This is a genomic window from Mangrovibacter phragmitis, assembly GCF_001655675.1.
Classification (GTDB): Bacteria; Pseudomonadota; Gammaproteobacteria; order Enterobacterales; family Enterobacteriaceae; genus Mangrovibacter; species Mangrovibacter phragmitis.
The window spans coordinates 51800-64328 of the sequence record NZ_LYRP01000005.1; the positions used below are offsets into that span (position 1 = coordinate 51800).

Sequence of the window (12529 nt, forward strand, 5' to 3'; positions counted from 1 at the left end):
TTGATGAAAATCATAGTGATATCAGCAAAGTAATTGCATCCATGGGAGATAACGCATTGCGGCAATATTATCTTTTATAGAAATAAGGCACAGCAAATTAAAAAATATGAACAACAGAGCGTTTTTTTATAAACCGTTATTTTGCCATTATTGAATGCACTCTAGATGAAGCCACAGCCAACTTAAATTAAAGAATTGCTAATAAATGTCGTTATTACACATAAGACAACCAAACCGAGTGCTGCAATAATGATATGGAAAAATACCCAAGGTCGAATAGGCCTATTACTTATAAGCTTTTTCGTTATTTTATTGATAGTTACCTATATTGTTATCAAGCAATTTGTTGCTCCACAAATCATTGAAACTGAGACTGAAAATATTCAGGCGACGGTTAAATTACAAAGTAACGCGATTAAAGAGCAGATGAACCGCGTTAAGGCTCAGCAACGCTCAATCACTGAGCTGGTTGCCGGGCTGCAAAGTCAGCAAATCGACGAATTTTTACCGCTTCTGGTTAACCAATATGGCGATTTAAACGTATTCGGTGGTGGGATTTGGCCTTTGCCTGGTCAGCGTGATCCGGCCCGGGAAAAATTCAGCACCTTCTATGCCCGTGACGCAAGCGGTAATCTGCAGGTCAACACCGTATGGAACCAGCCGGAATCGGCAAAATACTGGGAACAACCCTGGTATAAAGACGGCATGAATGCGCCAAAAGGCGAATGTGCGTGGGCGAAAGCCTATCAGGATGCGGCCAGCCCACAGCCGCGAACTAACTGCGCCATGGCTATCTGGAAAGACGGTAAAGTCTGGGGCGTGGCGACCATCGACGTAACACTGGGCTTCTTTAACCAATTGGCTGTCGAAATGGGCAAAGCGGTAAACGGTAGCGTACTAATTGTTGAAGCAGACGGCAAAATCGTTGGTAACGGCTCTTCCGTACAGGATAAACCAGCACTCTCAAACGTCCGTGATCTCGGCATTCCGGCTGCGGCACCGTTAGCCAGCCTGTTAAGCCAGGGTAAAACAACAGAAATGCGCGGAAGCTATGAAGGTACAGACGGCGCACATTCACTGTTCGTTCTGCCCATCAGCGGCAGCCCGTGGTTCATGGCGGTTGATATTCCGAGCAGCCACCTGGTAAGTATGTCTAATGCTATTATGACCAAACTCACCATTGTACAGGCGATTATCGGAATACTTATTGTCTTTATTATGATGTTTATTGTGCGTAATATTTTCCATAATGTGACGTTGCTCAATCGTAATATTGAAACGCTATCCAGCGGCGGGGCAGATTTAACGCAACGTCTTGCACAAAGTAAGAGCCCGGAATTTAACGCCATTATCAACAATTTCAATAAGTTTATTTCGTTCCTGAATGAGCTGATGCAACAGGTAGGGAATAGCTCAATGGCGATATCTTCGGCTTCGCGCCAGATTGCCAGCGGTAACCTGAACCTCTCCTCACGCACCGAAGATCAATCGGCCTCAATTGTGGAAACGGCAGCGTCCATGGAAGAACTGACCAGCACCGTGCGCCTTAACGCAGAGAACGCATTGCAGGCGAACAAGCTGGCGGAAGAGGCTTCAGCGACCGCGAAACAAGGGGCCAGTGTAGTTAACAAAGTCGTCTCTACAATGAATAACATTAATGAGTCCTCCTCTAAAGTGGTGGAAATCATCAGTGTGATTGACGGCATCGCCTTCCAAACCAACATCCTGGCGCTTAATGCAGCAGTGGAAGCGGCCAGGGCGGGTGAGCACGGGCGTGGGTTCGCTGTGGTGGCTGGTGAAGTTCGTTCACTGGCGCAGCGCAGTGCCCGCTCAGCTCAGGAGATCAAAAAACTGATTGAAGAATCGGTGAGCAGCATTGAGCAGGGTAGCGGGCTGGTTCGTCAGGCAGGGACAACAATGGACGGCCTGATGGAGAAAGTTGAAAGCGTCGGTGTGCTGATCTCAGAAATCAGTTCTTCCAGCGATGAACAAAGTCGCGGAATTGCCCAGATCAACATCGCCGTCAACCAGCTCGATAGCGTAACACAGCAGAACGCTGCGCTGGTCGAAGAGGTGGCGGCCGCCGCGCAGTCCATGGAACAACAAACCTTACAACTCGAGAATGTCGTTGGCAGCTTCAAGCTCTGACAGACAAAATAGCGCCGACCCTGCACCGTCGGCCTCAGATTGATAAGATAGCCTCTTCTGGGGCTATCTTACATTGAAAATCATATTCCGCATTGCCTGTTGCTGTGCTTTTGCTCGCAGCGATAAAGGCCAGAGGTGACTTCACTTTTCTAATCAAGAAATTGAGATTACCAGCATCTCTTTGTGTTAATCCATGAGAACATGGTCGGTATAACGTAATTTATTCTGGTAGAATGTTATGACCATTTAACAATAAATGGCTGTAACCACACTGACTTCATTTGCGGGAGATATCGGTATGAAAATTGGGATACTCTTCCCGATTGCTATTTTTTTCGTCGCTGTCATTTTTATTACCTGGTTTGTGGCAAGCGGTTACGCCACCTCATAAACAGATCACCAGAGCCCTGCTCAGCGAGGCAGGGTTATCCCCTTCTGCTTTTCCCTGTTGCCAACGACTACCTGCTGAGTCACAAGGCTTTTTTTTTGCGACATCACCCAGATGTGTGATGGTATCCACGCCGAACTCATCTACAGTTAAATAGTGAACTGGTAATAAACTGCCAGTTATAGTAGTGCGTTCCCCCCAGCAAAATTAACTAGCCAATGTCATTGGTGTATCAGCCATGTTGTCTGCAGGGCTGGGTGCACTAAATGAGAATGGATAAAACAAAAACAATGCGCAAGAAGGCTACGGACTATGCTTGAAAAACTTCGTCATGCCAAATTCAGCATGAAGCTAACAGTTGTCACTATTTTTGTTGCGTTATCGCTGTTAATTATTGCTGTTGCCCTGGCAATGCAGTTTTATTTCGCACAGTCTTTTGCCAAGGATGCCGCCCGGACTTTATTTACCCATACTGCACTGAATGTCAGTGATAAAATACATTCACTGGACAGCGAAACCAGCGGCCTGACCACACTGTTTGCGCAATTTCCAGGTCTGGAAAAACAAGACACATCCCAGCCCCTGCTCCCCATCACTCCTGCCATGGCTCAGGCAATACGCCAGCACCCGCAGGTGTATGCCATTTATATCGGCTATGGTAATGGCGATTTGTATGAATTAATTAATCTCAATAGCAATAAGAACTTACGTAATGTATTAGGGGCGACGGCGGAGGATCGCTGGCTGATAGTCAATATCCGCAATACGCCTGCTGGCGGGCAGCAACAATCCCGTTTTTATAACGATGCTTTCACACTCACCCACCAGACACAAAGCACCAGCCAGTATGTCGCAAATACCCGGCCCTGGTATCTCAATGCCATGGCAAGTAATGCCACAATAAAAACTGAGCCTTATGTATTTCATACCACGCAATCTTCCGGGGTGACGTTTGCCCGGCGTATTGGCACCAGCCAGAATGTTCTGGCTGTCGATATTTCACTGGATACATTGTCGGTCTTTTTGCAAAAAAACCGCTTATTTAAACACAGTGAGACTTTTATTTTTGATAATGATGGCAATGTCGCAGCTCAGTCACTCAGTTTGCAACCCAAACACACCTCAGAACAGGCCAGCCCCATATCCCTTACATCCGAAGAGACTCAGGCAGTAGCAAAAATGGGCACAGTGCGCGTTGCTAATGAGCTTGACTGGGCACCCTATGACTTTTCCTGGAGCGGCATGCCACAGGGCTATGCTATTGATCTGATGAATATGCTGGCGGCCAAAACCGGGTTACGGCTTGAATATATAAATGGTTTTGACTGGAACACCCTCACCATGATGTTCCGAAAGGGCAAGCTGGATGTGATGCCAGCTATTTTCCGGACACCTCAACGAACCAAATGGGGGTTGTTTACCCAGTCCTGGCACACCGCGCCCCCCGCATTAATTACCCGGGTCAATGCCCGCCAGCTCAATACATTACCGCGGTTACAGGGCCGGACGCTGGCTATACCTGCGGGCTGGTCGCTGGCGGAAGAGGTACTCACTCATTTTCCTCAAATCAAACTGATGAGCGTGGAAGACTCACTGGCCGCTTTACAGGCTGTCGCCGACGGGCAAGCTGATGCCGCCCTGGAAACCCGGGATGTCGCCCGTTATTTAGCCGGGCTGTACAGTATTCCTGGGCTGAAAATTCATAACCCGGTGCCGTTATTTTCCGACAACAGCAATTCCGCGTTGGCTATGTTGGTAAGCGCCGATAAACCGCTATTACGTGATGTACTGAATAAAGCTATTCAGTCTCTTACTCCGGAAGAAAAAACCACGCTGGCAAACCGCTGGCTGACAGACAGCCCGTCTTCTGCAATACAGCGCACTCTGGTTGCCGGTATTGTGCCTTCGCCCGCTTTTGTAAGCCTTGCCGCACAAGCAAACAACACCCACACGGCAGTATCACAAGACGTGGTTATTGATAGCAGCCGCTATACACTTTTTGTACAGCCCGTTGTATCAAATGCCCGGCAGACTCACTACCTCGGTATTATGGTGCCAACAGACGTGCTGCTCGGCCCTTACATGAAAAAAGTCTACCTGTCCCTGGCTATCACTTTGCTGTGCCTTGCTTTGTTAGCACCTGCAATACTGTACCTCGCAAGCATGATTGTCACTCCGGTACGCCTGCTTTCTCTGGAAAATAAAAAAATTCGCCAGCGGCGGTTTCGCGATGTGCTCCCGGTGCCGAGCCGCATTAATGAACTGCACCATTTATCTGACTCGATTTACAGTATGGCGCTCTCGCTGGAAGCCTATCACGCCAACCAGCAGGCGCTGATGGATGCCTTTATTCAGTTGATTGCCAAAGCCATTGACCAAAAATCCCCCTACACCGGGGGCCACTGTGCGCGGGTACCGGTTATCGCAATGATGCTGGCTGAATCCGCCGATAAAAGCCAGCTCCCGGCGTTCCGGCAATTTCATTTCGCTAACGAAGACCAGTGGCGGGAATTCAGAATCGCCGCCTGGTTACATGATTGCGGGAAAGTCACATCGCCAGAGTACATTATTGATAAAGGCAGTAAGCTGGAAACTATCTTTAACCGTATTCATGAAATTCGTACCCGGTTCGAGGTGCTGTGGCGTGATGCTGACATTCTCTACTGGCAAGGCAAGGCTTCCGGTGAACCAGAAGAGGCATTACAGGCTGCCCGCCAGGCACGACACCAACAGTTAACGGATGACTTTACGTTTATCGCTCAAAGTAATATCGGTTCAGAATTTATGAGTGACGATAAAATTACCCGTATTCGTGAAATTGGCGCGCAAACCTGGACACGCCACTTTAGTGACCGGGAAGGACTGTCACCCGAAGAAGTAAAACACCTGGCTAATATTGCTGAAAAACCACTCCCCGCAGAAGAGAAGTTACTGGACGATAAGCCAGAGCATCTCTTCCCGTGGCTAAAAGACCCGGCCATTTTACTGAGCAACGACATGAGGATGACGCCTCCGGCGCTGCAGGCCAACCTGGGTGAGATCCATAACTTGTCGATTCAGAAAGGTACGCTGACAGAAGCAGACCGTTACCGGATTAACGAACATATCATCGCCACAATACGTATGCTGGAAGCCCTACCTTTTCCTAAAGAGCTGGCGCGGATACCTGAAATTGCTGGCGGCCACCATGAAACATTAAAAGGCACCGGCTACCCGAAAAAACTGACGGCGGAAAACCTGTCACTGGAAGCCCGCATCCTGGCTATTGCCGATGTCTTTGAAGCACTGACTGCCGGAGACAGGCCTTACAAAAAAGCCAAAACACTGAGTGAAGCCATTAATATTTTACATATGATGGTGCAAGACGAGCACCTGGATAAAGACCTGTTTGAATTGTTACTCTCCAGCGGTATTTATCAGCGCTATGCCGAGCAATACCTGGAGCCAGGCCAGTTAGATGACGTAGATATTCAGCGTTACCTGAAAGCGTAATTCACCGCGGGTGAAAGGGTTATTTTGTGGACTGGTTCTCAAATTTCCCGCCAGGCGTACAAGCTGGCATGGCGTTGCTAAACGCAGGTTTATGCAGCGATGCTAAACCTGTTACTGCGGAGTGTTGAGTAGAGAGCGCAGGCAGAGTAAGGCGCAATACGCGAATAGAGTAATGAGATAGCTTCATTAACCTGGCTGTAGCAGAAGAGAAAAAAGGCGCAGGAAGCCGCAAAATCGCAATATAACAGGCATTAAAAAACCCGGTATCAGAACCGGGCTTTTGCTATTGGTGAATGTTGACCTGTGCTACGTTCACTTTATTGATCAGTGAACAAACAGTTGAGCCAGACACCATATCCGCTTTGCAAAAAATGCATTTCGCACCAAACGGGTTGCAGTGCTTAACATCGAAAGACGACACACGATACTGCGAACCCTGGCAGCGTGGGCAACGGAGATGCCCCAATACAGGACGAATGATGTCCTTAGAGTGCTACCACGTTTGCAGCAGACGGGCCTTTCTGGCCATCTTCTACTGAAAACTCAACTTTCTGGCCTTCAGCCAGAGTACGGAAGCTGTTGCTCTGAATTGCGGAGAAGTGTACGAATACATCTTTGCTGCCATCTTCAGGAGAGATAAAACCGAAACCTTTAGTTTCGTTGAACCATTTAACGGTGCCGATAATTTTGTTAGACATGTTTTTACCTTATTAATTAAACATTTACTTAAATGATTTAATTACAGATATCAATCGGCGTGTTACAGAGAAGACTCAAGAAGAAGGGGTACTCGCAGGAATACACTTTAGAAATGAGGGCTACTTTTCGAACGACTTATAATGATTCTGTGTATCAAATCGGTGCTGATTAACGCATACATCTTCCAGGATAACAAGGCTTATTTTTTTATTTACACTTTATTGACAGTTTCTCAGGCAAAAAAGATATCTGCATAAACTTCTGGGATCTCACAGGGCAAACACGTTAAGCTGTAGGCAGTTAATCACAGAAGAAACTCTATGCAAAATTTTAAGAAAGACTCTCAAAAATCCTTCCTCACCGCCATCGAATGCCCCAAATGCGCCAAAAAATCAGAGCACAGTACATCCCGGGTAAACAAAAAGAAAATGCTTATTTGCCCATTCTGTAATGGCCTCTTCCAGCCGCCTGAAACTCACGCAAGGCCCGCCGTTTTTTCCCTGAAAAAATAACCCGATGCAGTAAATGTGTTGCCATAAACTGGCGGCTGAACCCTGCCTGTTATTCATACAGGCAGGCGAAAATTAAACCTTGTTGTTACATATAAGCCATCAACCAGGCCCGTCGCTGCCAGCTGCCAGAAGTGGTACAATCACGTCGCTTATCGGCGTGGGGATACCATGAACCCGCCCGTAACGCTGTATCACGCCATTGCGGATATCCCATTCGAGGGTTTGCCCGGCCACCCGGTCGGCCAGAATAGAGGTGCCTAAATCAGCCGGGGCCTGGTGGAAACGCGCAACGATTTCCGCTGGCACCTCATCGCTAAGCTGTGCGCCTTCGGCGCGCGCCACCAGCAAACACTCTCGCAAATAGTCCAGCGCAAGCGCAGTGATGTCTGGCCGGGTGAACATCCCCGCCCTCCGGCCAGACAGCACCATCAACCCGGCAACGGCATTTTGCAGCAATTTACGCCAGGCAATAGTGGTGAAATCCGCGGCGACATCCACTTCGCAACGCGTCCCCTCCAGTGCGGCCAACACCACAGCAGTATGCGGTGTTTCCGGCAGTGTCAGCCGTGGTTTTGCCCGCAACCAGACTGAGTAATCAGGCTCACGCTGAGCCGGAAACCACACAACCGATGGCAGCACCGCCACGCCGGGCACATATTCCGCAAACTGGGCTTGTTGCTCCACACCGTTTTGCAGCGCACAAACCACTGTGTTTTCATCGCACAGGGCTGACAACCACGGCGCCGTTGCAGCCATTTGCGTGGTTTTCACCGCAACAAACACCAGCGAGAAAGGCTGTTCAACTTCTGAAGGATTGGTTAACACCGGGCCAGGTACGACAATTTGCCCGTCATCAGCACGCAAAGTAAGTTGTGCGTGGGCAGTACGCCCACAAATAACCGGTGTGCGCCCCACTTCATGGAGTGCTGCCGCAACAGTGGTGCCAATTGCGCCCGGGCCAATAAGTGCAATACTGGGTTTAGCTGACATCCTCTTCTCCCCTGTTTATCTGCCACCACGCAGGTGGTCTGAGTGACATAAAACCATCTATACCACGGGACGATGACAAAAACACTCACTCCCCCTGCCGGGCACCCAACGCCGGGAACACACCGGCACCAGACAGGATTTGGATAATATCTGCCGGGTAGATTATTTCCTGGCTGCCAGCGAGCGCCTGCATACTCCACCAGCGGTGTTGTTTCATGACTTGCTGTTCGTGGTGGCTCCAGCCTTCATGGCTGATTTCGCTGTTACCTGCCCGAATAACAAAAAAACGTTCATTTGCCAGAACACGTTCCCCACTGGGTAACAGCATTTCGAAAGCGCTTTGTGCAACCGGCTCGCCAACGGTATCCCGTATCATGCCAGTTTCTTCGCGCAACTCCCTGACTGCGGCCTGGGCAAAAGACTCCCCATCTTCAACACCGCCGCCAGGTGTGGCCCAATAGCCTTGCCCTGCAAGGGCATCATCGTGATGCTCAAAACGAAACAGTAAAACCTGATGGGCCGGGTTGATAATTAACAACCGGGCAGAAGGCCGGGTTCTCATAACAGCAATATCCTTAATCACCAGCGTTATGTTCAGCCCCGAAACCCCGCATTCAGCACTTTTCAGAAAAGGCGCGCGGGTAAACCGCTCAGCGTAAGCGATTCGGGGGGCACTCAGTTTACGCAACCTGTCGGGTTAATGTGAAGAAACAAAGGCAGAAGGTGTGGCCGGTGCCGGCAGTGCAAAATTATGCTTCATCCGCTCAATCTCGTGAGTGGGAGACAGGCCGAACAGGCGTTTAAATTCACGGCTGAATTGCGACAGGCTTTCATACCCAACCTGAGCACAGGCAGCAGAGGCTGTCAGGTTGTTTCTTAGCATCAGCAGCCTGGCCTGGTGCAACCGGGTTGATTTCAGGTACTGCATGGGTGAGGTATCTGTTACGGTCTTAAAATGGCTGTGAAAGGTTGGTTGGCTCATTCCCGCTTCTTTCGCCAGTGCCGCCACATCCAGACGCGACGCATATTCCGCATGGAGTTTGCGTAACGCTTTCGCCACTTTACCAAACTGCCCCTGCATGCCCAGCGCACTACGCAACGTTTCCCCCTGCGCGCCGGTAAATACGCGGTAATAAATTTCTCTCACCATCGCCGGGCCAAGAATTTCTGCATCCAGCGGGGAAGACATCACCTGCAGAAAACGTAGCACCGAAGCGCTCAGTTGTGAGTCCATCGGGCTGGACACCATACTGCGCGGGGGAGCAGCAGGGCTTTTCCCCCTGCCATCAAGCGCCAGCATCAGCTCTGCCGCAAGGCGGAAGTCCAGCCGCATATAAATCGCCAGCATCGGCTCTTCAGCACTGGCATCGGTTTCCATCGTAAAAGGCACCGGCACGGACACCATCAGGTAGTGCCGGGCGTCATATAAATAGACATCCCGCCCCAGAAAACCACGCTTGCTGCCCTGGACAACAATCACGATACCTGGTTCATATAACACGGGTGTACGCAGTAGCGGGCGGTTGGACCGTAAAAACCGCACATCGTCTAACGGCGTGATGTTGTAGCCTTCCTGCGGTGTTAACTGGTCTAACAGCGCCACCATCTGGCGGTTTACTTGTGCAGAAGACAGGGTCATAGCAAAGCTCTGGCAAAGTGGAATTCGGGCATTCAGCATCGCATTCAATACCAGACCGTGTCCAGCCAGGTCAGAGGAACAGGCAAACATTACAGAGGAACCGGGATACCGCTACGACGCGCTGAATTCTATCCTGTGTATCCCTTTTGACCAGGAGCGAACCATGAACTCAGCAAAATTACTTTTTATTACCGGTGTGAGTAGCGGCTTTGGGCAGGCACTAGCCAAAGAAGCACTCAAAGCCGGGCACCGTGTGGTGGGAACAGTACGCACTGAGCAGGCAAAACAGGCATTTGACGCCCTGGCCCCGGGCCAGAGTTTTGGGCATATCCTGGACGTAACCCATGTAGCGGCCATTGACACACTTGTCGCCACTATCGAACAGGAAATCGGTGCGGTTGATGTGCTGGTGAATAATGCCGGTTACGGGCATGAAGGCGTGATGGAAGAATCACCGTTGAGTGAAGCCCGCCACCAGTTTGACGTTAATGTCTTTGGCGCCATTGCAATGATTAAAGCATTTTTGCCTTATTTCCGGGCACGCCGGGCCGGGCGTATTCTGAACATTACCTCGATGGGCGGTTTTATTACCATGCCGGGCATCAGCTATTACTGTGGCAGTAAATTTGCCCTGCAGGGTATTTCTGAAACTCTGAGTAAAGAGCTCAAACCGTTTAATATTTTCGTGACTGCGGTTCAACCCGGTTCATTTCGTACTGACTGGGCGGGGCGTTCGATGGTGCGTTCTGCGCGCACCATCCGTGATTACGACGCAAGCTTTAACCCAATACGGGAAACGCGTGAAAAACGCAGCGGGCACCAGCCAGGAGACCCGGCAAAAGCCGCCAGTGCCATGTTACAGTTAATTAACAGCCCTGAGCCGCCGGTTTCACTGCTATTGGGGAGTGATGCCGTACAACTGGTGCGGGAGAAGCTCCAACAAATGCAGCACGATATTGACCACTGGGAAACATTAAGCCGTTCTACGGACGGGTAAAGTCAGGCAGTACCAGGAGCCTGAATGCCGGTTGTGCGGCTCAGGCTTTTTTCATTTGCTGTCAGCACAAGGTGTTGCCCGGTTGCCAGGAACATTTGTTCAGTGGTACTGAAAACAGTATATTTTCCTGAGTATTACCTGAATGCACTATGCTGATAGAGCCACTCTTTTTCCAGCCATACAGGGATGTGATGAATAGATTCTTAGAAAATAAATGGAGTTATGCAGGTATGTTATTGGGTGCCTGTGCGCTGATACTCAGTATTTTTCATTTCACCGCAGGGCCATTTACTTCCCCCGCGCATTCACTGGAACGCGTGGTTGCGGAGAAAGTCTCTGCCGTTAAAAGTGGGTTAATTGCTGGCCTGAAAGGGCAAGAGCCACCCGCCCCCGCCAAAAAACACTGGCCCAATATTGATACGGTGCTGACTACCACAGGCATTGGCCTGGCCGCTGTTGCACTGCTGAGTGCCTTTATTGGCGGGCTGTGCAACGAGAGTTCCTGGTGCGTGAACGGTGCACTGTTTTTTGGCAGCAGTACGCTGGTGTTTTACGCCTTTCTGGTATGGGCCGCGCTAACATGCGTTGTATTGATCCTGTTTATTATTGTTTTATTTTTTACCGGCCCGCCATGCTGACCAGCATATAACCGCCTGCGACACTGCAAAACCCATCGACAACCCACTGGAGCCTGAGGCCAAAACCTATTGCCTGCCAGTATCTCCGTAACACCGTCAGGCCTTCTGGCCTGAATTACATGTAATTTCAGAGGTTTTTGCGAGCATGGCCGCAGGCGTTTGCTTGCCCGAAAGCAGCAAAAACGGTATTGTTTTCCGGCACCTGCATAATCAGGTGCCGGGATTGAGACCCCGATCTATCAGAAGACACTACATGCTGCTGCGTGTACTATGTGTTGCGACCTCGCTCACCCAAATTATGGTGGGCTGCGCAGGGGAACCGAAAGGTTCGCCGGGTTCTCTGATAGCCGGTAGTCTCAACTCTGTTCAGCCCACCACCAGTAAAGATTGAGACCTTTCTGTGGTGGATTATCAGTCTATCGGAGAGCGTTATCTAATGGCTACAACCTCTTGTTTCATCCACTCTTTACTTACCCTGCCCGTTTGTGACCAGACAGATTTCACCGTGCTGGCACGCCACTGTGAACACCTGGCAGATGCCCTGCTGGAATGTACTGATCCACTGTTACGCCTTGCACTGTGTGAAAGGCTGAATACCAGCCTCAGCCTGTTACGCCCCACATTGCTGGAACCTGTTCCCGCACATTTGGCTGAAAGCCTGACAACAGACAGTATGGCACCAGAAAACCCGGAGCCAGCCACCATCGGTTTCGCGCCAGACAGCGAACAACTGTGTGATTACGCACTGGCGTTATCGCAACTGCTGGCATGCCATACACTGCCGCCAGGTTGTACACAGCCACTGCGCGGGTTACTAAACGATGTGGTCAGCCAGTTCGCCAGCCTGTTATGCGCCCCGCGCTGGCGCAACACGCCGCAAGGCAGAGCGTGGATTGACACCCCTGGCAGCGTATAACACCGGTTGCTCATACGGGTAAAATAATAGATAAAACAGGGCTGCGTAATAGTGGCCCTGTTCATTACCTGGCAGCTTTATGTATTCGCAATATCAACAGAACTCTTGAT

General features: G+C 50.1%; 13 protein-coding genes. 8 read left to right on the plus strand and 5 right to left on the minus strand.

What is annotated here, in order from left to right; all coding sequences use genetic code 11:
* The first annotated feature begins 249 nt into the window (after positions 1-249).
* From A9B99_RS07930 to A9B99_RS07935, 3 genes are all read left to right on the plus strand, one after another.
* Complete coding sequence (locus A9B99_RS07930) at positions 250-2148, plus strand: methyl-accepting chemotaxis protein (protein WP_064596377.1); 1899 nt, start codon at positions 250-252, stop codon at positions 2146-2148.
* A 298-nt stretch (positions 2149-2446) separates the two neighbouring features.
* Entirely contained in the window at positions 2447-2539 is a 93-nt protein-coding gene (locus A9B99_RS23815) for a YoaK family small membrane protein (protein WP_156519022.1), read from the plus strand.
* Positions 2540-2848: 309 nt separating this feature from the next.
* Complete coding sequence (locus A9B99_RS07935; RefSeq protein ID WP_064596379.1) at positions 2849-6028, plus strand: HD domain-containing phosphohydrolase; 3180 nt, start codon at positions 2849-2851, stop codon at positions 6026-6028.
* A 283-nt stretch (positions 6029-6311) separates the two neighbouring features.
* On the opposite strand, the gene ymcF is transcribed toward A9B99_RS07935, so the two are convergent.
* Both ymcF and cspE read right to left on the minus strand, forming a co-directional pair.
* Positions 6312-6494, minus strand: a complete 183-nt coding sequence (ymcF, locus tag A9B99_RS24160; RefSeq protein WP_231889165.1) for a cold shock small protein YmcF — start codon at positions 6492-6494, stop codon at positions 6312-6314.
* Between the two features lie 19 nt (positions 6495-6513).
* Entirely contained in the window at positions 6514-6726 is a 213-nt protein-coding gene (gene cspE, locus A9B99_RS07940) for a transcription antiterminator/RNA stability regulator CspE (RefSeq protein ID WP_064596381.1), read from the minus strand.
* Between the two features lie 321 nt (positions 6727-7047).
* On the opposite strand from cspE, the gene A9B99_RS24165 reads away from it, so the two are divergent.
* Complete coding sequence (locus A9B99_RS24165; RefSeq protein WP_064596383.1) at positions 7048-7239, plus strand: YnfU family zinc-binding protein; 192 nt, start codon at positions 7048-7050, stop codon at positions 7237-7239.
* Positions 7240-7338: 99 nt separating this feature from the next.
* Here the strand turns inward: A9B99_RS24165 and A9B99_RS07950 are convergent, their stop codons facing one another.
* From A9B99_RS07950 to A9B99_RS07960, 3 genes are all read right to left on the minus strand, one after another.
* Complete coding sequence (locus tag A9B99_RS07950) at positions 7339-8229, minus strand: oxidoreductase (protein WP_064596385.1); 891 nt, start codon at positions 8227-8229, stop codon at positions 7339-7341.
* 85 nt (positions 8230-8314) lie between these two features.
* The gene (locus A9B99_RS07955) at positions 8315-8791 is read right to left on the minus strand and encodes an NUDIX hydrolase (RefSeq protein ID WP_064596510.1); all 477 of its coding nucleotides are present in this window, start codon (positions 8789-8791) and stop codon (positions 8315-8317) included.
* A 135-nt stretch (positions 8792-8926) separates the two neighbouring features.
* On the minus strand, positions 8927-9835 hold the full coding sequence (locus A9B99_RS07960) for an AraC family transcriptional regulator (protein WP_369935528.1): 909 nt from the start codon (positions 9833-9835) through the stop codon (positions 8927-8929).
* 196 nt (positions 9836-10031) lie between these two features.
* On the opposite strand from A9B99_RS07960, the gene A9B99_RS07965 reads away from it, so the two are divergent.
* The 4 genes from A9B99_RS07965 to A9B99_RS07975 all read left to right on the plus strand — a co-directional run bounded on the left by A9B99_RS07965 (position 10032) and on the right by A9B99_RS07975 (position 12419).
* On the plus strand, positions 10032-10865 hold the full coding sequence (locus A9B99_RS07965) for an oxidoreductase (RefSeq protein WP_064596387.1): 834 nt from the start codon (positions 10032-10034) through the stop codon (positions 10863-10865).
* 191 nt (positions 10866-11056) lie between these two features.
* Positions 11057-11503, plus strand: a complete 447-nt coding sequence (locus tag A9B99_RS07970) for a hypothetical protein (protein ID WP_064596389.1) — start codon at positions 11057-11059, stop codon at positions 11501-11503.
* Between the two features lie 253 nt (positions 11504-11756).
* On the plus strand, positions 11757-11894 hold the full coding sequence (locus tag A9B99_RS24170) for an ash family protein (protein ID WP_231889166.1): 138 nt from the start codon (positions 11757-11759) through the stop codon (positions 11892-11894).
* 45 nt (positions 11895-11939) lie between these two features.
* Positions 11940-12419: a hypothetical protein gene (locus A9B99_RS07975; RefSeq protein WP_064596391.1), complete on the plus strand. Its 480-nt coding sequence runs from the start codon at positions 11940-11942 to the stop codon at positions 12417-12419.
* The last annotated feature ends 110 nt before the right edge of the window (positions 12420-12529 follow it).